Below are 20,722 nucleotides of genomic sequence, written 5' to 3'. Positions count from 1 at the left end.
CGCTGCGGTCCTGCTGGTCGCCGCCGGAGGCCTCTTCGGCGCGCGAGGGCATGCAGATGTCGGTGCGCTTCAGTTTCAAGCGATCCGGCGAGATCATCGGCAGCCCGCGCGTGACCTTCGCCACGGCGGGAGCGCCGGCGGTGGTTCGCGCGACGTATCTGAAGGCGATCAATGCCTCGCTCACCGCCTGCGCACCGCTGAAATTCACCGGCAACCTCGGCGGCGCCATCGCCGGGCGCCCGATCGCGATTCGCTATGTCGATAATCGCGATCTGGGCAGACAGGCGGAGAGGCCGTAAATCTCGCGGGTCATTCCGGGATGGTCCGAAGGACCAGACCCGGAATCTCGAGATTCCGGGTTCGCGCTTCGCGCGCCCCGGAATGACGCCAGATATTTTCTCGCATTGCGGCCCCGGCCGCAAAAGTGTTACCCGAAGGTGGCAAGACCGTCCCTGCCACGGAGGAATCGTCATGGGACTATCGGTGATGATCCTGGGCCTCGTGCTGTTCCTCGGCGTCCATACGCTGACCACGCAGCGTGCGCTGCGGGCGCGCCTGATCGCCTCGACGGGCGAGGGCGGCTACAAGATCGGCTATTCGCTGGTCTCGGCACTGGGTCTAGCGCTGATCGTCTGGGGCTTTGCCAAATACCGCGCGACCGGCTGGATCGACGTCTGGTACCCGCCGGCCGCCATGAAGCACGTCGCGGCGGCGTTGATGCTGCCCGCCGTTATCCTGGTGGTGGCCTCCTATATCCGCGGCCGCATCTACATCGCGCTGAAACATCCGATGCTGACGGGCGTCAAACTGTGGGCGGCGTCGCATCTGCTCGCCAATGGCGACCTCGGCTCCATCATCCTGTTCGGCGCGTTCCTGGGATGGGCGGTGTTCGACCGGATCTCGCTGAAGCGCCGCACCGACCCGGGCGCACCACCGATCCCGGTCGGCGGCATGAGCAACGACCTGATCGCGGCGGCTGTCGGTTTTATTGCCTATCTGGCGCTGGCGTTCGCCTTCCATCCCGTCGTGATCGGCGTTCCCGTCGTTGGCGGCTGAGGGATGTCAGGCATGAAGGCCAAAAGCTGAAACGAGACGACAATGGACTGGTCGCAGCATTCCATTCCCGACATGCGGCTCGAATCGCGGTTCGGCGACCGCGTGGTGCCGGTGTTTTGCGCGCGGCCGAACAGCATCTGGGCGATGATCGCGGACGCCGCGGCCCGAAATCCAGATGGTGAGGCGCTGGTGTGCGGCGAGCGGCGGTTGAGCTGGCGCGAGGTCGTGCAGCAATCGGCCGGGATCGCGGCGGGGTTTCGCAAGCTCGGTCTGCAGAGTGGTGACCGCGTCGCGATGCTGCTCGGCAACCGCATCGAGTTCGTGCTGACGTTGTTCGCCGCGGCGCATGCGGGTCTGGTGACGGTTCTGCTCTCGACGCGCCAGCAGAAGCCCGAAATCGCCTATGTGCTGACCGACTGCGGCGCCAGGGTGCTGATTCACGAAGCCGGTCTGGCGGACCGTTTGCCGGACGCGCGTGACGTTCCCGATCTGGTGCATCGTATCGCGGTCGATGATGATGCGCTGAAATCGCGGTTCTCGTCGATGACCGGTCACGCGCCGTCGCCTGCTACTGTCGGCGAGGAAGACACCGCGATGATCCTCTACACTTCGGGGACTACGGGGAAACCGAAGGGCGCGATGCTGGCGCATTGCAACGTCATCCATTCTTCCATGGTATTCGTGTCGTGCCTGAAGCTGACTGCGGCGGACCGCTCGATCGCCGCCGTGCCGCTCGGACACGTCACCGGCGTGGTCGCCAACATCATGACCATGGTGCGTTGCGCGGGCGCGCTGATCATCATGCCCGAGTTCAAGGCCGCGGAATATCTGAAGGTGGCGGCGCGCGAGCGCGTCACCTACACCGTGATGGTGCCGGCGATGTACAATCTCTGCCTGCTGCAGCCGGATTTCGACAGCACCGATCTGTCGAGCTGGCGGATCGGCGGCTTCGGCGGCGCGCCGATGCCGATCGCCACGATCGAAAGACTGGCCATCAAGATTCCCGGCCTGAAGCTCGCCAATTGCTATGGCGCGACCGAAACCACATCGCCGTCGACCATGATGCCGGGCGAATTGACCGCCAGCCATATCGACAGCGTCGGCCTGCCATGTCCCGGCGCCGATATTGTCGTGATGGATGCCGGCGGCCATGAGGCGCCGCGCGGCGAGATCGGTGAGATCTGGATCCGCTCGGGCTCGGTGATCAAGGGCTACTGGAATAATCCGAAGGCGACGGCCGAAAGTTTCACCGGCGGATTCTGGCATTCCGGCGATCTCGGCTCGATCGACGAAGAAAATTTCGTGCGCGTGTTCGACCGCCAGAAGGACATGATCAACCGCGGCGGCCTGAAAATCTATTCCGCCGAAGTGGAGTCCGTGCTTGCAGGCCACCCCGGCGTGGTCGAGAGCGCCATCATCGCCAGGCCGTGCCCGGTGCTCGGTGAGCGGGTACATGCCGTGATCGTGACCCGGGACAGCGGCGTCAGCGCCGAGGCGCTGCGCGGCTGGTGCGCCGAGCGGCTGTCGGACTATAAGGTGCCGGAGACGATGGCGCTCACTTTGGCGCCGTTGCCGCGCAACGCTAATGGCAAGGTGATGAAGCGCCAGCTGCGCGAGGCTTCAGAAAGAACGTAGCCCGGATGAAGTAATTGTACAGCGCTTGGCGCGCTGAACAACAGCTCCATCCGGGCTACCGGATTCTCAATCTCAATCTATAATTTCGGCGCGGTGGCCTTCGGCAACGGGTTGCGCTGGGTCTGTTCCGCGGCGAGGGCATCGGCGTCGATCTTGGCCGCGCTGATCATGCGCTTGAAATCCAGCAGCGTAAACTGGGCCTTGCCGACCCGATCCGGCGTGGCGCCCGGCGTCAGCTCCACGCTGAGCGCGCCGTCGCAATTGGCGCCCTTTGCCTCGTCCAGCAGGGCGGTCAGGTTTTTTTCCTTTTCCAGCGAGCGTTTTACCATGGCCACGCAGCTGCCGCGGCCATTGCTGTCATTGAGCTTGAGCGCGGTTTTCGGGTCGAGCGGCCGGTCGACCGCCTCCAGCGCGGCAGCTTCCTTGTATTTCGCACCGACCGACATGATCGAACCCGCGCGATAGAAATAATACAAATGCTGGTTTCCGACGATGGTCGGGGCGCCGTATTTGTCCATGACCTGCTTGACCATCTCGGCCTTGGAGGGCTGCTGGTCCTGCGCGAATGTCAGGTTTCGGTCGACGAAATAAACCAGGTTGGCGCTGGCGGGCGAAGAGAAGCTCGAGGAAAGCACCTCGCCGGTCTGTTTCGGATCGGAGGGCAGGGTGAAAACCATCGCGGCGGTATAGCTGAGGGCGCTGCCCCCGAATTTCTGCTCCTGGATATCCGCCTTGCCGCGCCCCTTGAACGAGGATTCCAGCACCGTCCGCGCGGCTGCGGCCGAGGAGTCCGCGGAGATGCCCAGAATATCCGGACGCGCTTTCTTCGAGAACGCGGTCTCCGGCGCCTTCGGCTTGATGTCGTAGGCCAGGGAGGCTGCGGGCAGGGCTGCCGGAGCGACGGCAACAAGGGCAATCAAGGCGCGGCCAAGCATGAATCACCTTCAATACGAAATCAAAAGCACGGTTAACGGATTACGCCGATTTTCGCACCGCGATGTCAATATCGCTCAATCCAGGTCACGGCTTTAACATCGCCCCAACCGGCTGCCAAGCGGCCACCCGGCAACGACATTCCCCTAGAATTTCGATCTGGCCGCGGACCGCAATCCCATCAATTTGCATTTCAACTTGCGCGCAATATCGGGATAATTTGCACTAATTAGCGTCATGCAAGATTAGAGACTTTCGCACTAGGGTTTCACCGCGGGAACTGGTGGAGCAGGACCCATTATAGCGAGAGAGAGAGCATCACATGAAGCGTTCGATTTTGAGATTTTGGAATGACGAGTCCGGCGCCACGGCCATCGAGTATGGCCTGATCGCAGCCGGCATTTCGCTGGCGATCATCGCGGTGGTCAACGGCCTCGGCACCAACCTGAATACCAAGTTCACCGATATCAATACTTCGCTGAAGTAAGGCGCGTCTCCCTCTCAGGGGGTGTCGTAACCTGTTGCCGGCGGCCACTGGGAATTCAGTGCGCCGCCGGTTTCGTTTTACGGAGACGCGTGACGGTAACGTCTTCTTCACCATGAACGCCCCGTTCACCATGAGGACAAATCTCCGGGGTCGTTTCGGCAAACTCGTTGAACCCTCAAGTTCGTTTATACCTTTACTGCCTTAGTCATGGCTGGTGGAGACGTCCTCATCACACTGCAGTCCAGGCGTCTGGCGTAAAGGTAGATCGTAAAGCGTATGAATACCGCCCGCATTGTAGTCCTGACCATCGCTCTGGGTGCCGGCGGCGTTGCCGCCTACCTCGCCAGCGGGACTGACAAGAAAACTGTCGCGTCCGAACCGGCGGCCCAACTGCCGACGGTGGACGTTCTGGTGGCGAGGGCCGACATCGGTCTCGGCCAGTCGCTCAAGCCGGACGATCTGCAATGGCAGACATGGCCGGCCTCGTCGACCGGCAACAACTTCATTCGCCGCGGCGAACGTCCTGACGCCGCCACGCAGGTGGCGGGCTGGATCGCGCGCGCGCCTTTCATCGCCGGCGAGCCGATCCGGGAGCAGAAGCTGGTCAGGGCCGACGGATCCGGCTTCATGGCAGCCATCCTGCCCACCGGCATGCGCGCGATTTCCACCGAGATTTCGCCGGAGACCGGCGCCGGCGGCTTCATCCTGCCGAACGACCGGGTCGACGTGATCCTGTCCAAGCGCGAGAAGGGCGCCGACAAGAACGGTCCCGACGTCATCAACTCCGAAGTCATCCTCAGCAACGTTCGCGTGCTGGCGATCGATCAGGCGCCAAAGGAAAAAGACGGCCAGAACGCGGTGGTCGGCAAGACCGTCACGCTCGAGCTGAAGGCCGAACAGGCCGAGACGCTGGCGCGCTCGCGCCAGGCCGGCACGCTGGCGCTGGCGCTGCGCAGCATCGCCGACCTCAACATGGTCGAGATTATCTCCGACGAATCTACCGCACCCAAAAGGGGCGAAAGCATCAAAGTGGTTCGCTACGGCGTCCAAAGCGAGACGACGACACAGAAGTGACCGAAGGACGCTCAACATGAATTACCGCGGAAATCAGCTGGCGATGCCGACCTTGTTGGTCCGCGCGCTTTCTTTTTTAGCCGTCGCCGCGCTGATGCTCAATCCGGCTCTGACGCCCGCTTATGCCGCCGACGAACCGGCGCTGGCGCCGGTTGGCGAACAGGCCCCGATCGTTTCGCCGGTCTCCACCGTCGGATCGACCAAGGTGCGATTTCTGGCGCTCGGCATCGGCAAATCCGTGATCGTCGACTTGTCGCGCGAGGTCAAGGACGTGCTGGTCGCGGATCCCAAGATCGCGAACGCCGTGGTGCGTTCGGCGCAGCGCGCCTATATCATTGGCGCCGCGGTCGGTCAGACCAACGTCGTGTTCTTCGATGCCGCGGGCCATCAGGTCGCGGCCTATGACATCGCGGTCAAGCGCGATCTCAACGGCGTGCGCGCCGCGCTCAAGCACACCCTGCCGGGAATCCAGATCGAGGGCGTCGGCGACGGCGTCATGCTGACCGGCTCGGTATCGTCACCGGTCGAGGCCCAGCAGGCGGGTGATCTCGCGGCGCGGCTGGTCGGCGGCGCCGACAAAGTCGTCAACTCGATCGTGGTCAGGGGCCGCGATCAGGTCATGCTGAAGGTCACCGTCGCGGAAGTGCGGCGGGACATCGTCAAGCAGATGGGCGTCGATCTCAGCGCCAGCATGAACTCCGGCACCACGGTCGTGAGATTCAACAATAACAACCCGTTCACCGCCAACAGCGGACCGCTCGTTCCCGGCAACGGGCTTGCCACCTCGTTCGGCTCGGCGCCATCGGTCCAGGCGACGCTTCGCGCGATGGAAAGCGCCGGCGTCGTGCGGACGCTCGCCGAACCCAATCTGACGGCGATCTCCGGCGAGTCCGCGACATTTATCTCAGGCGGCGAATTTCCGATTCCGACCGGAGTGACTTGCCAGCCGATCGCGGGCGGCGGGATCGGACAATGCGTCCAGACGGTCAGCTACAAGAAGTTCGGCATCTCGCTCAACTTCACGCCGGTGGTGCTGAGTGAGGGGCGGATCAGCCTGCGGGTGATGACCGAAGTGTCGGAAGTCTCCACGGAAAACGCTTTGACTGGCGGCGCCGGTGGAACGACGATTCCCTCGATCAAGACCCGTCGTGCCGAAACCACGCTCGAGATTCCCTCCGGCGGCTCGATCGCAATGGCCGGCCTGATCCAGGAACAGACCAAGCGGGCGGTCAACGGAATTCCAGGCCTGGACTCCCTGCCGGTCCTTGGCGCGCTGTTCAGGAGCCAGGACTTCATCAACAACCAGACCGAACTGATGGTCCTGGTGACGCCCTATGTCGTTCGGGCGGTGGCTCAGAAAGAACTGTCACGTCCCGACGACGGATTTGCGCCGGCGTCGGATTCCCAGTCGACGCTGCTGGCCCAGATCAACCGGATCTACGGCGTCGCCGGCCACGCCGAAGTAACCGGCGGCTCGCCGAGCAATTTCGGCTTCATCATTGACTGACGTGTTGCCCGGCGGATGCGGGACGAGGACAAAACGATGACGAACACAACACCGCGCGATCGCCTTCGCACCCTGCGCCTGCTGGGCGCGCTGGCCGGCGTCTCGGTCGCGCTGGGAGCGTGCACCTATACCGGCGCGGAAGTCGTGACCGCGAGCGTGCCCGACGACTACCGGCTACGCCATCCGATTGCAGTTCAGGAAGCCGACACCTCGATCGTGGTTTTCGTCGGGCAGGGACGCGGCGGGCTGTCCTCTTCGCAGCGCGCCGACGTCATGGGACTGGCGCGGACCTGGATCCGAGAAGGCACCGGCGCGATTGTGGTCGATGTGCCGATCGACACCCCGAATGCCCGGTCCGCGGCTTCCTCGGCCCGGCAGATTCAGGCAACGCTGGCGGCGGGCGGTGTGCCGTCGCGCGGTATCAGGTTGAATCGCTACCGTCCGGACGATCCCCGCACGCTCGCGACCATCAGGCTGAGTTACCCGAAAATTTCGGCGGTCGCCGGTCCCTGCGGCCTCTGGCCGGAGGATCTTGGACCCTCGGTCCTGAACCCGGGCTATAGCGAGAACCGTCAGTATCACAATTTCGGTTGCGCGAACCAGCGCAACCTCGCCGCGATGATCGACAATCCTGCGGACCTCGAACAGCCGAGATCCGAAACGGCCGCCTATACGGCACGGCGCACCGAGGCGTTCGAGAAGTATCGCAAGGGCAACTCGACCGCGACCACCTATCCCGAATCCGACAAAGCCAAACTCAGCGATACAGGCAAATGACAAGCGTCATGGGACTTCCCGAAGATCAAGCAGAAGTCACGGCGCCGCACGCGGCCGATTATATCGCCCCGGCGCCGCGCGTGTCGGTACAGGCTTTTTGCGAGACCGTGGCAACCGCCGTCGCCGTGAAAGCGGCAGCCGAGGACCGCCGTCTCGGCAAGGCGCATCTCACCGTCCAGATGGGCGGCGTGGCGACCGCCATCGAAAACTATCGTACGGTACCGACGCCGAACGTGATCATCCTGGAAACCGAAGGCGGCCGCGATATTCTCGCCGGCCTCGACGATCTCGCATCGGTGTGCGATCCGGGAACCCGCGTCGTCGTGATCGGCACCGCGCACGATGCCGCGCCTTACCGCGAACTGGTGCGCCGCGGCGTCAGCGACTACGTCATCGGTCCGGTGGTTCCGCTCGATGTGGTGCGTTCGGTCTGCAGCCTGTTCTCGGCATCGGAAGCCGTTGCCGTCGGTCGCGTCATCGCCGTCGTCGGCGCCAAGGGCGGGGTCGGCGCGTCCACCGTCGCGCACAACGTCGCCTGGGCGATCGCCCGCGATCTCCAACTGGATTCCGTCGTCATCGATCTCGACCTCGCCTTCGGCACCGCCGGGCTCGACTACAACAAGGATCCGCTGCAGGGCATCGCCAACGCGATCTTCTCGCCCGACCGGCCCGATACCTCGTTCGTCGACCGCCTGCTGGCGAAGTGCACCGACAATCTCAGTCTGCTGGCGGCGCCGGCATCGCTCGAACGGGTCTACGACCTCGGCGCGGACGCCTTCGATGCGATCTTCGATACGTTGCGCATGACCACGCCGTGCATCGTGCTGGACGTTCCGCATCAATGGTCGGGCTGGACCAAGCGCGTTCTGGTCGGCGCCGACGACATTCTGGTGGTGGCCGAGCCGGACCTCGCCAACCTGCGCAACACCAAGAACATGCTGAACATGCTGAAGGGCGCGCGGCCCAACGACCGGCCGCCGCTGTACTGTCTCAACCAGGTCGGCATGCCGAAGCGTCCGGAAATCGACGCGGGCGGATTCATCAAGACCATCGAGAGCCCGCCGATCGCTTCCATTCCGTTCGATTCGCGCATGTTCGGCACGGCTGCCAACAACGGCCAGATGATCGCGGAAATTTCAGCCAATCACCGCACCACCAAGATGTTCCTGCAGATCGCGCGGCAACTGACGGGTCGCGGCGAAACCAGGAAGCAAAAGGGGTCGTTCCTGGCGCCGCTCATGAGAAAGCTGCGGGCAGGGTAGGCGCGCGCCTTCCGCCCGGAGGTCAATTGGAGCGCCGGGCAGCCGCCACCGGCAGTTTGCCTGCCTCGGCACGGGCATTGCCCTTGCGGGACAGCAATCGCTTGAGTTCGGCGACATTGGCCGCGGCTTCCTCGGCCGGCCGATCGGCCTTCACGATACTTTCAGCGTCGGCAAGACGGCCCTGCAGGCCGACCACCAGCGCCAGATTCAGCCGCACGCGCTGATCCGCATCCGGGCGGCTGTTGGCGCGGCGCATGATCTCCTCCGCCTTGGGCAGATCCCTGGCAAGGACGTACGACAGACCGAGATTGGACAGCACGGAAGGTTCTTCGGGCGCGATCTTCAACGCGCTTGCGTAGTACTGCCGCGCTTCCTCGTAGCGGCCAAGCTGATCGAGCACCGCGCCCTGAGCCGAAAGAATCCGCCAATCCGGATCGTCGGGGGTGTGGGCGCGGCTGAGGACGTCGAAGGCCGGCTGGAAATTGCCGTTGTCTGCCAGCGCCCGTCCATAGCCGGCAAGCAGCGCCTTGTTGCCGGGATGGGCGATGGTGGCCTGTTCGAGCATGGCTGCAGCCTGGGCCTTCTGTCCCGTGGCGCGTAACGCCTTGGCGTATTGCAGGGCCGCGTCGGCATCCTTGGGGTTGGCGCGAAAACGCTCGCGAGAAACTTCCAGTTCGCGCCGCGGGTCGGCGGCGCGGCTGGCTTCGGACTTCTCCCCCAGCGACCCCGTAATGTCGGAGGTGCCGGCGGTCTGGCAGCCACACAGCCCCAATAGCAGGATCGCGGACGCGGCGAATGCAGCGCGTCTCGCAAAGCAATGATTGTGGCGCAACTGCTGGAGCACTGGGTTTGACCTATCGCTGGCGGGACTGGTCAAAAATGCTTGCAGTTTAACCCTAAGTTCAGGTTAAAGGAGTTGCGCTGGCAGCAACTGCGGTCGTCGTTCGCGGGTGCGGGCTTCAGTTTCTTGAAGGGGGGCCGGCCTAATCGACGAATTGTGCGCCGAATTCGCAACCGATCCGCCAGGCCAGCCGGCATTGCCGCGGGCCGCCCTCCGACAGAATGATGGTAAACTCAGCGGGTATCTCAAGGTGTTCGGCGATGATCTTGACGCCGCCCACGGATACGTCCGTGATCATGCAGTCGCGCGGCAGCGAGCCGGTCCCGAACTGGATCTTCGCGACTCGTCTGCAGGGACGGCGTTCGCTGCTGCGTCGATTGGCTAAGGCTAACATGTCGATCCTTCGCGTTACCTCGCGAATGCCCCACCCGGCATTCCTTCTGTCCGTTTACAGAAGAATCGTTGGAATACGCCTAGCGCAACTGCTTGCAATTTATGCTTCTTCTTTGAACTTCCTTTACCGCCCGCGGCGCGCGTTCGGCCGGTCGCATTACGAACATGAGCTCACAGACGTGACGCGAGTTATTGGTATTATACAACTAAAGATATTTTGAATTCACCAAATTGAAACGGGTTGTCGGGTAGGTTCCCGATGGGAACTCCGTATTCCGGGCCGATTCAGCCAATCTTAGCGTTTTGGCCTCATACTGCGTTGATCGCAGACGATTCCCATGCATCCTCGATCGGAATTCGAGGGATCGCGGCGGACGCCTCGCCTGCGGTCATCGCAGCCGCCAATGGCTTCGGCACCACGCTTCACGCTCGGCACTTCACTGGAATGCGTAGATACCCGCGAGGATTTACCTTTGTCGGTCGAGACATTTCTCAAGCAGCGAGCGGTCAATGTTGCTGTGCTCGGCAACTACACGCTGCCGAACTGGTATGATCCCCAGGGCAAGCTGCGGACTTTCGCCTGCCGAACCACGCGCGTCTCGCCATTCCGGCTGATGGCCGATGTGCCCGTCGTCGGCAAAGTCGGCGACCGCCTCAGCGCCTACTTCCAGGATTTCGGCAAATTCGACGCCAGCATCACCGAGACCCAGACAGGTCGATTCCTGGTCGAACTCGAGATGACCCGCCCGATGCGGGAAAAGTTTGCCAGCAAGCTCACCTGGCTGGAAAAGAAGCAGAAGGAGCCCAGCCTTGCTGACTTGCGCAAGGATGCGCGCATCATCCCGACAACTCCCCATTCCACCATGACGCTGGCGGACGGCACCACGCAGCCATGCTTCGTAATCGACATGTCGCCATCGGGTGTCGCGGTCTCGGCTCAGCTGCAACCGCAGATCGGAACGCCGTTGGCGGTGGGGGCCTGCATCGGTCGCGTCGTCCGGCTGCTGCCCGATGGCTTCGCGGTCAAATTCGTGGAACCGCTGAACCGCTATGAACTCGAGCGGCGGCTGGTTACGCGGTACACGCCGCAGGCTTCGTCAGGTCCTGCCCCGGCGACGGCCCGAAGCAGCGGCGGTGTCCTGCTGCCCGGTGAGTCCAGCCTGGTCTAGGTATTTTCGCGCCTTTCCGGCGGGCGCGCCGGTTCGGATCAGACAGGCCTTTGATATTAGGCATGTCCTTGGTAACGCTTTGATCCGGCTTGCTTTGCCTTGCCGCCGCCATATCGCTAGGGTATCGCCGCCGCCACGCGGGGATCGGCGTTGAGGCGGAACACGCGGATTGGCGCGCTCCATCGGGGATGGGATAACTCTAAGTGTCTGAATTATTTGATGAAGTCGACGAGGACGTTCGTCGCGACCAGCTCAAGAAGATCTGGGACAAGTATTCGATTCTGATCGTCGCCGGCGCGTTTTTGATCATTGCCGCGGTGGCCGGCTGGCGGGGTTATGCGTATCTGGAGGCCAAGAAGGCCGCCGAGGCCGGGGCTGCCTTCGACAAGGCCTCGGAGCTCTCCGAACAGAACAAGCACACCGAGGCGGAAGCCGCCTTTGCCGATCTGGCTGCCAAGGCGCCGTCGGGCTACCGCGTGCTGGCACGGCTGCGTGCGGCGGCGGAAGCCACATCGCGTGATCCGCAGGCGGCGGCGAAGCTGTATGACGACATATCGGCCGATCGCAGCGTTGGCGCGCCGGAGCGGGACCTGGCCCGGGTTCGCGCCGCCGGATTGCTGCTGGAGACGTCGGCCTATGCCGATATGTTGCAGCGGCTCGAGCCGGCCACGGTGCCGGGGGCGACCTTTCGCCATACCGCGCGCGAACTGCTCGCGTTGTCGGCCTGGCGCGCCAACGATACTGCCGCGGCGCGGCAATGGCTGGACGTGATTGCCAATGACGGCGAGACGCCGGCGAGCCTGCGCTCGCGCGCCGAAGCGCTGCAGGCGTTGCTTCCGCCGGTTGCCAAGAGCTGACGGCGGAAAACCAGTTGAGTGAGAAACCGACCATGCGCCGCTCGCAACGCCTGATCGCCACCACCATCGTCATCACACTGTCGGGCGTGCTGGCCGGCTGCGCCGGCGGCATGAGCAGTTTCGACCCGACCGATATGCTCGACTTCCTCGACACCAAGAAGAAGCTGCCGGGCGAGCGCAAGCCGGTTTTCCCCGAAGGCGTGCCGGGCCTCGAGCAGGGCGTGCCGAAGGATCTGTACAAAGGCTCGCGCCAGGAGCAGATGGACCGCCAGAACGCCGAGGCCGCCGCTGCCGCCGCCGCGCCACCCCCGGAGGCGCCGAAGCGCGGTGCGAAATCCGGCAGCAGGCCACCGGTCACGGCCAGCCGGGCTCCCGCACCTGCCGCCGAGCCGGATCCCGATGCTCCGCCCGAGGAAGATGGCAGCACCGCCGCGGCGCCGCCGCCGCCGAAGCCGGCGAAGATCATCCGCCGGCGCACCACCGCGCCGCCGCCGGATCCGCCGGCCGCACAATCCGCGCCCGCGGCGCAATCGACCCGACAATCCGCTTCGCCGTTCCCGGCGCCACTGCCGAGCGGCACGTTTACGCGCTAGAGCATTCACGGGTCTGACCGGATCAGACCCGGGCTCCGGTCTCTTGTTTTCGAGGCGTTTATTCGAGCGAAGCGGTGCCCGCTCCGCGCTAAAACGCTATAGTTCGTTTTCCCCTCTCGTTGACGTGCGCCTGCTAGCGAGCGCCTGGATCATTCATGTCTTTCACCATTGCAATCATCGGCCGGCCCAATGTCGGAAAATCGACGCTGTTCAACCGGCTGGTCGGGCAGAAGCTCGCGCTGGTCGATGATACGCCGGGCGTTACGCGCGACCGCCGCGAGGGGCAGGGGCGCCTCGGCGATCTCGAATTCACGCTGATCGACACCGCCGGCCTCGACGAGGGCGCCAAGGGCTCGCTGACCGCGCGGATGCAGGAGCAGACCGAGACCGCGATCGCGCTGGCCGACGCCCTGATGTTCGTGATCGACGCCCGCGCGGGTCTGACCCCGAACGATCGCGGCTTTGCCGATTTCGCCCGCCGCGCCAACAAGCCGGTGGTGCTGGTCGCCAACAAGAGCGAGGGCAAGCACGGCGAGGCCGGCGCAATGGAATCCTATGCGCTCGGCCTCGGCGAGCCGATCCAGATTTCCGCCGAGCACGGCGAGGGCCTCAGCGATCTCTACGACTCGCTGCGCGCGATCATGCCGGAGCCGGTCGAGGAGAGCGAAGAGTTCGACGACGATGACGTCATCGAGACCGACGAGGAGATCGCCAGGCGCCCCATTCGCGTCGCGATCGTCGGCCGACCCAACGCCGGCAAATCCACGCTGATCAATCATCTGCTCGGCGAGGAGCGGCTGCTGACCAGCGCCGAGGCCGGCACCACCCGCGATTCCATTTCCGTCGAGGTCAACTGGCAGGGCCGCGATTTTCGCGTGTTCGATACCGCGGGCTTGCGGCGGCGCTCGCGGATCGAGGAGAAGCTGGAAAAGCTCTCGGTGTCGGATGCGCTGCGCGCCATCCGCTTCGCCGAAGTCGTGGTGCTGATGATGGACGCGCAGAACAAGTTCGAGGAACAGGACCTGCGCATCGCCGACCTGATCGAGCGCGAGGGCCGCGCGCTGGTGATCGCGGTCAACAAATGGGACCTGATGGGGAAGCAATCCAGCCTGATCGCCGGCTTGCGCACCGACGCCGACCATCTGCTGCCGCAGGTCAAGGGCATGCCGATCGTTGCGGTATCCGGCTTGATGGGCGAGGGTATCGACCGCTTGATGAGCTCGATCGAACAGGCGTATGCGGTGTGGAATAGACGCGTGCCGACGGCGACGCTGAATCGCTGGTTCGAGCAGGCGATCGACAACAACCCGCCGCCCGCGGTGTCGGGCCGGCGGCTGAAACTGAACTACATCACCCAGGCCAAGGCGCGGCCGCCGAGCTTTATCCTGTTCTGCTCGCGCGCCGACGCGGTGCCGCAGTCCTATTTGCGCTATCTCGTCAATTCGATGCGTGAATTCTTCGAACTGCCGGGCACGCCGGTGCGGATCAGCCTGCGCGAGAAGGCGAACCCGTTCGCCCATAAGCGCAAGCGGCCATCGTGAACGAGGCGAATGCCGCTGATAACGCCGCGGTGCCTGCCGCGCGCGGCGGCGCCGTCATCTTCATCTTCGTCACCATCCTGCTCGACATGCTGGCGCTCGGTCTGATCATGCCGATTCTGCCCAAGCTGGTGGAAAGCTTCGTCGGCAACGACACTGCGACCGCGGCGCGATATTTCGGCCTGTTCGGCACCGCCTGGGCGCTGATGCAGTTTCTCTTCTCGCCGATTCTCGGCGCGCTGTCGGACCGGTTCGGCCGGCGCCCGGTCATCCTGCTGTCGAATTTCGGGCTGGCGCTCGATTACGTATTGATGGCGCTGGCGCCGACGCTGCTCTGGCTGTTCATTGGCCGGGTAATCTCCGGCATCACGTCGGCCAGCGTTTCCACGGCATTCGCCTACATCGCCGATGTGACGGCGCCGGAGCGGCGCGCCGCGATGTTCGGCAAGATCGGCGTCGCATTTGGCGCCGGATTCATTCTCGGACCCGCGATCGGCGGCCTGCTCGGCGACATCGATCCCCGGCTGCCGTTCTGGGCGGCGGCGGGCCTGGGCTTCGCCAACACGCTGTACGGTTTTCTGATCCTGCCGGAATCGCTGCCGCGAGAGCGCCGCTCGCCCTTGCGCTGGAAGAGCGCCAATCCGATCGGCGCACTGCATCTGTTGCGCTCCGATCGCGTTCTCGCGGGGCTGTCGGTGGTGCATTTCGTCGCGCAAACTGCACATGTGGTGTTGCCGAGCACCTACGTGCTCTACGCGACCTATCGTTACGGCTGGGACACCACCACCGTAGGCCTGACGCTGGCCATGGTCGGCGTTTGCGCGATGGTGGTGCAGGGAATGGCAATCGGGCCGATCGTGCGGCGCTTCGGCGAGCGTCGGGCGCTGATGCTGGGGCTCGGCAGCGGGGCCGCCGGCTTCCTGATTTTCGCGCTCGCGCCGACCGGTCCATTGTCCTGGCTCGGCATTCCCGTGATGGCGTTGTGGGGCGTGTCGGGCGCGGCGATCCAGTCGCTGATGACACAGATGGTCGCGCCGAACCAGCAGGGCCAGCTGCAGGGCGCCAATACCAGCGTGCAAAGCGTGGCGCAGATGGTCGGGCCGTTTCTGTTTACGCTGACGTTCGCCTACTTCATCGGCGCGCAGGCGCCGCTGCAATTGCCGGGTGCGCCGTTCCTGCTGGCATCGGCGCTGTTGCTGCTGGCGCTGATGATTGCGGCGAGAACGTTGTCAACCGCCCGTTTGGGATAAGTTCCCGTCAAGGGAACGGCGCTCGGCGGCAGCGAATCATCTATGCTCGAATCCCCGACTTTCAGGAGGCCGGCATGGTCGCAGACAGCAACAGCCAGATCGCGTGGCATCGGGCGCAGATCAGGAAACACCGCGCGGCGCTGAAACAGATCGAAACCGCGCGGCATAATTTCGGCGAGATCGCGGGCTCGAAGACGATCGCCCAGTCGCAAAAGACGGTCACCGAACTGAAACGCAAGATCAGGGATTCCGAACGGATCATCGCGGCCTATGAGAAGCAAACCCGCCGTCCGCTGACGACCGACTTTCAAACGCTCGCCAGCGCTCCCTGGAGCAGATGGAATGCGCGTGACACCTCGGACCAGCGTTAGACCCGGCGGCACCTTGGGTTCCCGTTCCACTGTGCTTCGATTGAGCTTTCAGCCGCAAGGCGAATCGCCTTCTATCCGACTTCTTTCCGGATACGAGGAGCGCTTTGCATAATCGGAAATCCCGCAAATGCGATCTGCCCCGCCAGTCCCAGCAAGGCCGGCAGCTGTCGGTATTGCTCCAGATGAGCGAATGGTGTGCGTCCGAAGCCGAAGAAAGAAACACCTAATTCCGCAATCATGAGCGTCGCGAAGGCAACTCCGCCCATGACCAGGCGGGGGCTGAAGGACGCGGGTACGTCGAAGCGCGCGATGAGCCATCGGCAAGCCACCCAGCAGACGGTCAGCATGACAGGCAGCTCGAGAACGACGGCCGCCACAGGATCGCCGAACCTCGGGATCAATACCAAGACCCGCACGGTGCCGAGTGCGAAGCCTGCTGCAAACGCGACGGCAAAGTAGGCAAGTCCCGCCATCGCGTCGCGCGGTATTCGTGGATCTCGGACGCCTGCTGCCTCACTCATGGTTTTCAGTGTCTCCTGCGCCTCGATGCCGATCTTGCGTTACATCAATTCCGTTTGCCGCGCCCGAGCGTAATCAGACGAGTGCGCCGAAGCTTGCGGCGCATGGGACATTTAACTCAGACGGAGCAGGTATCGCCCATGGACCGTCGAAGCATTCTGCTGGGAACGGGTGCGATGTTGGCTGGCAGCACAATATCGACCTTTGCCGCGACGACACCACCGGCAAGTTATGACGACGCAGTCAAGCTGGTGTGGCGTCCTCTGGACAGATCCGGTGGCTTGCGAGAAATCGTCCGTGCCGGAACGCTCGGCGCCAACAGTCACAATACGCAGCCGTGGCGCTTCACCGTTTCCACCGGGCTGATCACGATCAGACCGGACTTCGACCGCCGCTGCCCGGCTGTGGACCCTGACGATCATCACCTGTTCGCCACTTTGGGCTGCGCCGTCGAGAACATGGTGCAGGCCGCTACAGCGCTTGGGTTCAGGACGGAAGTAATGGTCGATAGCGCGAACCAGGAGAGGGTCACGGTCGCCATCGAACAAGGCCAGCCATCGAGCAACGAACTCGCCAATGCCATTAACAAACGTCAATGCACGCGTGCCGAATATGACGGCAGGACCATCAGCGCGGAAGACCTCAACAAGATCGGTACGGCCGGCACCGTGGATGGGGTGGAATGCCTGCTCGTAACGGAGCGGCATCGCATGGACGCCATTCTGGACTACGTGGTCCAGGGTAACACGGCCCAGATGCGCGATCAGGCGTTCATGTCGGAGTTGATCGCCTGGATTCGTTTCAATGACGGCATGGCAATCGAGCACCTGGATGGCCTCTCGGCAAGAAGCTCTGGCAACCCCTCTCTCCCGGCATGGATAGCCAGACGCCTGCTGCCACTCGTGATGACCGAAAAGGGCGAGAACGACAAGTATGCCAAGCACATTCGGTCATCGGCTGGAATTGCGGTATTCGTCGCTGCGTCAAACGACAGGGCTGGATGGCTTGCGGCCGGGCGCGCCTATCAACGCTTTGCCCTACAGGCGACGGCACTCGACATACGGCAGGCGTTCCTTAATCAACCGGTCGAGGTTCCATCGCTGCGTCCGCAGATCGCGACCTATCTCGGGATCGGCAAGCGGCGGCCGAATCTGGTGATTCGATTCGGGCGTGGGCCGACACTGCCGCCATCGTTGCGTCGACCAGTTGATGCGGTGACCGATCATATATGAAGAAAAGTCATCTACTTCCGGCAATCGCGTCGGTTGCTATCGTCGTTGGGAGTGTCCTTATACTCCTCTCCTACAGCGACGTTGCCGGTCGTGCGCGGACTGCCGCGCGCAGCGGTGGCCGCGTGGCAAACACGACCGCAGGTCCGATCGAATTTGCAGAAAAAGGCGCCGGCTTGCCACTCCTCGCCATCCATGGCGCCGGCGGTGGCTATGACCAGGGGCTCTCCAACGCCGCTGAATTTGTCGGTGACGGATTTCGCGTCATCGCCCCGTCCCGCTTCGGCTATCTTGGAACGCCTGTCCCGGCGGATGCGTCTTCCACCGCCCAAGCCGACGCGCATGCGGCACTTCTCGCCGAACTGAAGGTCGACAAGGTTGTCGTCGTCGGCATTTCGGCCGGCGCGCGTTCGGCGATTGAACTGGCCCTGCGCCACCAGGATATGGTTGCCGCCCTCATCCTGATGGTGCCGGCAACGTATGCTCCGACAAGCTCAGTGGCGATCGAGGACAGCCGCGGAAGCCGTTTTGCATTCTGGCTGGTTAATGCCGGAGCAGACTTCGCTTGGTGGGCGACAGGGAAAATCGCTCCTGCCGCGTTGATCCGTTTCCTTGGGGTGTCGCCGCAGGTCGTCGCCGCAGCGCCTGTGGTCGATCAGCACCGCGTGATGCGAATCGTCCGGGGCGTCCAGCCACTGTCACTCCGCTTCCTGGGGATCAACATCGACAGCATTCCAGCGCTTCATCGTCCGGCCTTGGAGAAGATCACTGCACCTACCTTGGTGATTTCGGCGCGGGACGATCTGTACAACACATTGCCGGCGGCCGAATTTGCGGCCGCCACCATCCCCAACGCCAAGCTGATTGTCTACGACAGGGGCGGCCACCTGCTGGTGGGGCACGATCGGGAGGTGCGCGCGACGGTCAGCGATTTCCTGGCAAAGACCGGCGAAGCGGCATTGCCGTAATGGCCGCTTCGACCTGGTGATTGAGCATGGGTGCCGGGCAGCCGTTGCTACAAAGCAGACCTCCAGGCGCGGCGGTGCGCCGCGCGAGCATTTCCTTCTTCATTGAAGACTCCTCCAGAGGTTAATGCCGGGAAGCCCGTTTATTGAAGCTGCGCCGCGGCTTGGTCGACCATACGGCCGGGGTTCGCGTGAGTTCGTCCGGTGCCGCGCAGCGATACGCCTGCGGTAGCGCGTCCGCGGTCGATCGTCGCTGCGTCGTAGAACGCGATGGGGTAGGCCCTCACGCCGGCGCGCGGAAACTCTGCAAGGTGCGCGTCGGGTAGTCGTACAGTCTGCCGGTCTCGCTCCAGTCGGGCGCGCACATCGGCACGATCCATTCGGCGACCTGGTTCGGCGTCTGCAGCGTCGCCGGGTCTTCGCCGGGAAACACGATCGCGCGTATCCGGGTCCGGGTCGGGCCGGGATTGAACAGGTTGACGCGCAGCGGCGTGCTGGCGCTCTCCTGCGCCCAGGCCCGCGCCAGCGTCTCCAGCGCCGCTTTCGAGGCGGCATAGGGACCGAGATAGGCATTGGCCTGACTCGCCGCCGCCGAGGTGACGAATACCGCGCGGCCGGCGTCGGACTGCCTCAAAAGCGGCTCCATGCAGCGGATCAGCTGGAAGTTGGCCGACAGGTTGATCGCCATCACCTCGTTCCACGACTTCAGATCGATATGCCCGAGCGGCGAGGAGGGGCCGGGGACGCCGGCATTGCCGACGAGAATGTCGAGTTTGCCATGGCGTTCATGCAGCGCCGCGGCGAGCCGGGCGATGCCGTCGCTGTCAGTGAGATTGAGCGGCACCAGCGTGGCGCTGCCGCCATCTCTCCGGATTTCATCATCGAGTTCTTCGAGGCCGGCCTGCGTGCGCGCCACCGCCACGATATGGGCGCCGGCTTTCGCCAAGGCGCGCGCGGTGGCATAGCCGATGCCGCGCGAGGCGCCGGTGACGAGAGCGATGCGGGAAGTGAGGGGAAGGGACATTTGAAACTCTATCAGCCGTCGTCCCTGCGAACGCAGGGACCCATACGCCGTGAAGCTTATGATGGGGGAAGGTGTTTGCGTCTAGCGGTGTTCGCAACAGGGAGGCCGGTGGCTATGGGTCCCTGCGTTCGCAGGGACGACGAGCTAGCTCGCTTCCGCCAGCAGCGACAATTGCCGCGGTTGCGGCTCGACCTGGGTCTGGTCGGTGAGGTGGGTGGGGTAGACGCCGGTAAAACAATGGTCCGCGAATTTCGGATTGGCGGGATCGCGGCCGGGCTCGCCCATGGCGCGGTACATGCCGTCGATCGACAGGAACGCCAGCGAGTCCGCGCCGATGGCCTCGCGCATCTCTTCCAGCGAATGGGTCGCCGCCAGCAGGCCGCCGCGGTCGGGCAGGTCGATGCCGTAATAGTCGGGGTACAGGATCGGCGGCGAGGCGAGGCGGAAGTGGACCTCGCTGGCGCCGGCGTCGCGCATCATGCGCACGATCTTTTTCGAGGTGGTGCCACGCACCAGCGAGTCGTCGATCAGGATGATGCGCTTGCCCTCGATCGCGGCGCGGTTGGCCGAATGCTTCATGCGGACGCCGAGTTCGCGCACGCTCTGGGTCGGCTGGATGAAGGTGCGGCCGACATAATGGTTTCGGATGATGCCGAGTTCGAACGGTACGCCGGAATGCTGGCTGTAGCCGATCGCGGCGGGTACGCCGGAATCCGGCACCGGCACCACGACATCGACCTCGACATGGCTTTCGCGCGCGAGTTGCGCGCCGAATGCCTTGCGGACGTCATAGACCGAGCGACCGCCGACGATGGAATCCGGCCGCGAGAAGTAGATGTATTCGAAGATGCAGGGTCGCGGCGGTTTCGGTGGAAACGGCTTGTGGCTTTGCGCGCCTTGCTCGTCAAACACGATGATTTCGCCGGGCTCGATGTCGCGGACATATTTGGCGCCGATCATGTCGAGCGCGCATGTCTCCGACGCCAGAATCGGGCAGCCGTCGAGTTCGCCCAGCACCAGCGGGCGAATGCCGAGCGGGTCGCGGGCGCCGACCAGCTTCTTGTTGGTCATCGACACCAGCGAATAGGCGCCCTCGATCGCGCGCAGCGCCTCGATGAAGCGGTCGATGAACCGGCCGCGCTTCGACTGCGCCACCAGGTGCAGGATCACTTCGGTGTCGGTGGTGGATTGCATCATGGCGCCGTTGCGCACCAGTTCGCGGCGCAGCGTCAGCCCGTTGGT

Annotated in this window: 21 protein-coding genes and 1 pseudogene; 16 read left to right on the top strand and 6 right to left on the bottom strand. The window is 63.8% G+C overall.

What is annotated here, in order from left to right; translation table 11 throughout:
- The 3 genes and pseudogenes from Q8N40_RS19910 to Q8N40_RS19900 all read left to right on the top strand — a co-directional run.
- Positions 1–299 (top strand): annotated as a pseudogene (locus Q8N40_RS19910) (hypothetical protein); the annotation flags it as partial.
- A 172-nt stretch (positions 300–471) separates the two neighbouring features.
- Positions 472–1,056, top strand: coding sequence for an NnrU family protein (locus tag Q8N40_RS19905; RefSeq protein WP_305319674.1), 585 nt, complete (start codon positions 472–474; stop codon positions 1,054–1,056).
- Positions 1,057–1,098: 42 nt separating this feature from the next.
- Positions 1,099–2,691, top strand: a complete 1,593-nt coding sequence (locus tag Q8N40_RS19900) for a class I adenylate-forming enzyme family protein (RefSeq protein WP_305713000.1) — start codon at positions 1,099–1,101, stop codon at positions 2,689–2,691.
- A gap of 77 nt (positions 2,692–2,768) precedes the next feature.
- Here the strand turns inward: Q8N40_RS19900 and Q8N40_RS19895 are convergent, their stop codons facing one another.
- Positions 2,769–3,626, bottom strand: coding sequence for a hypothetical protein (locus Q8N40_RS19895; RefSeq protein WP_305712999.1), 858 nt, complete (start codon positions 3,624–3,626; stop codon positions 2,769–2,771).
- 320 nt (positions 3,627–3,946) lie between these two features.
- Here Q8N40_RS19895 and Q8N40_RS19890 point away from each other — a divergent pair, with 320 nt between their 5' ends.
- The 5 genes from Q8N40_RS19890 (at position 3,947) to Q8N40_RS19870 (ending at position 8,731) form a co-directional block, all read left to right on the top strand.
- A complete protein-coding gene (locus Q8N40_RS19890) occupies positions 3,947–4,111 on the top strand; it encodes a Flp family type IVb pilin (RefSeq protein ID WP_305319677.1) in 165 nt (54 codons plus the stop codon).
- Positions 4,112–4,387: 276 nt separating this feature from the next.
- Positions 4,388–5,185: a Flp pilus assembly protein CpaB gene (gene cpaB, locus Q8N40_RS19885; protein WP_305712998.1), complete on the top strand. Its 798-nt coding sequence runs from the start codon at positions 4,388–4,390 to the stop codon at positions 5,183–5,185.
- Positions 5,186–5,201: 16 nt separating this feature from the next.
- Positions 5,202–6,692, top strand: coding sequence for a type II and III secretion system protein family protein (locus tag Q8N40_RS19880; RefSeq protein WP_371135755.1), 1,491 nt, complete (start codon positions 5,202–5,204; stop codon positions 6,690–6,692).
- A gap of 36 nt (positions 6,693–6,728) precedes the next feature.
- Positions 6,729–7,469 carry a CpaD family pilus assembly protein gene (locus Q8N40_RS19875; protein ID WP_305712997.1) on the top strand — a complete coding sequence of 247 codons (741 nt, stop codon included), beginning with the start codon at positions 6,729–6,731 and terminating at the stop codon, positions 7,467–7,469.
- Between the two features lie 8 nt (positions 7,470–7,477).
- Entirely contained in the window at positions 7,478–8,731 is a 1,254-nt protein-coding gene (locus Q8N40_RS19870) for an AAA family ATPase (protein ID WP_305319680.1), read from the top strand.
- A 22-nt stretch (positions 8,732–8,753) separates the two neighbouring features.
- Here Q8N40_RS19870 and Q8N40_RS19865 read toward each other — a convergent pair whose 3' ends face one another.
- Positions 8,754–9,563, bottom strand: a complete 810-nt coding sequence (locus Q8N40_RS19865; protein ID WP_371135757.1) for a tetratricopeptide repeat protein — start codon at positions 9,561–9,563, stop codon at positions 8,754–8,756.
- A 151-nt stretch (positions 9,564–9,714) separates the two neighbouring features.
- Positions 9,715–9,966 carry a PilZ domain-containing protein gene (locus tag Q8N40_RS19860; protein ID WP_305712994.1) on the bottom strand — a complete coding sequence of 84 codons (252 nt, stop codon included), beginning with the start codon at positions 9,964–9,966 and terminating at the stop codon, positions 9,715–9,717.
- A gap of 472 nt (positions 9,967–10,438) precedes the next feature.
- Here Q8N40_RS19860 and Q8N40_RS19855 point away from each other — a divergent pair, with 472 nt between their 5' ends.
- The 6 genes from Q8N40_RS19855 (at position 10,439) to Q8N40_RS19830 (ending at position 15,743) form a co-directional block, all read left to right on the top strand.
- A complete protein-coding gene (locus Q8N40_RS19855; RefSeq protein WP_305713002.1) occupies positions 10,439–11,134 on the top strand; it encodes a PilZ domain-containing protein in 696 nt (231 codons plus the stop codon).
- 203 nt (positions 11,135–11,337) lie between these two features.
- Entirely contained in the window at positions 11,338–11,991 is a 654-nt protein-coding gene (locus tag Q8N40_RS19850) for a tetratricopeptide repeat protein (RefSeq protein WP_305319683.1), read from the top strand.
- 32 nt (positions 11,992–12,023) lie between these two features.
- Positions 12,024–12,584, top strand: coding sequence for a hypothetical protein (locus Q8N40_RS19845; protein ID WP_305713001.1), 561 nt, complete (start codon positions 12,024–12,026; stop codon positions 12,582–12,584).
- A gap of 155 nt (positions 12,585–12,739) precedes the next feature.
- On the top strand, positions 12,740–14,125 hold the full coding sequence (der, locus tag Q8N40_RS19840) for a ribosome biogenesis GTPase Der (protein ID WP_305319684.1): 1,386 nt from the start codon (positions 12,740–12,742) through the stop codon (positions 14,123–14,125).
- On the top strand, positions 14,119–15,372 hold the full coding sequence (locus Q8N40_RS19835; protein WP_371135756.1) for a TCR/Tet family MFS transporter: 1,254 nt from the start codon (positions 14,119–14,121) through the stop codon (positions 15,370–15,372). The genes der and Q8N40_RS19835 overlap by 7 nt, the downstream gene beginning before the upstream one ends.
- Positions 15,373–15,446: 74 nt before the next feature.
- Positions 15,447–15,743 carry a hypothetical protein gene (locus tag Q8N40_RS19830; protein WP_305319686.1) on the top strand — a complete coding sequence of 99 codons (297 nt, stop codon included), beginning with the start codon at positions 15,447–15,449 and terminating at the stop codon, positions 15,741–15,743.
- A gap of 71 nt (positions 15,744–15,814) precedes the next feature.
- Here Q8N40_RS19830 and Q8N40_RS19825 read toward each other — a convergent pair whose 3' ends face one another.
- The gene (locus Q8N40_RS19825; RefSeq protein ID WP_305712992.1) at positions 15,815–16,264 is read right to left on the bottom strand and encodes a hypothetical protein; all 450 of its coding nucleotides are present in this window, start codon (positions 16,262–16,264) and stop codon (positions 15,815–15,817) included.
- Between the two features lie 138 nt (positions 16,265–16,402).
- On the opposite strand from Q8N40_RS19825, the gene Q8N40_RS19820 reads away from it, so the two are divergent.
- Together Q8N40_RS19820 and Q8N40_RS19815 are read left to right on the top strand one after the other, a co-directional pair.
- Positions 16,403–17,494: a Tat pathway signal protein gene (locus Q8N40_RS19820; protein ID WP_305319688.1), complete on the top strand. Its 1,092-nt coding sequence runs from the start codon at positions 16,403–16,405 to the stop codon at positions 17,492–17,494.
- Positions 17,491–18,459: an alpha/beta fold hydrolase gene (locus tag Q8N40_RS19815; protein ID WP_305712991.1), complete on the top strand. Its 969-nt coding sequence runs from the start codon at positions 17,491–17,493 to the stop codon at positions 18,457–18,459. Before Q8N40_RS19820 ends, Q8N40_RS19815 begins: the two co-directional genes overlap by 4 nt.
- A gap of 280 nt (positions 18,460–18,739) precedes the next feature.
- Here Q8N40_RS19815 and Q8N40_RS19810 read toward each other — a convergent pair whose 3' ends face one another.
- Entirely contained in the window at positions 18,740–19,480 is a 741-nt protein-coding gene (locus tag Q8N40_RS19810; RefSeq protein ID WP_305712990.1) for an SDR family NAD(P)-dependent oxidoreductase, read from the bottom strand.
- A gap of 144 nt (positions 19,481–19,624) precedes the next feature.
- Positions 19,625–20,722, bottom strand: a 1,098-nt coding sequence (gene purF, locus Q8N40_RS19805; RefSeq protein WP_305712989.1) for an amidophosphoribosyltransferase, incomplete at its 5' end; no start/stop codon positions are given.

It is taken from the genome of Bradyrhizobium sp. (assembly GCF_030693485.1).
GTDB lineage: Bacteria > Pseudomonadota > Alphaproteobacteria > Rhizobiales > Xanthobacteraceae > Bradyrhizobium.
The sequence above is the reverse complement of the archived record's forward strand: the minus strand, read 5'-3'. Positions and strand labels throughout refer to the sequence as shown.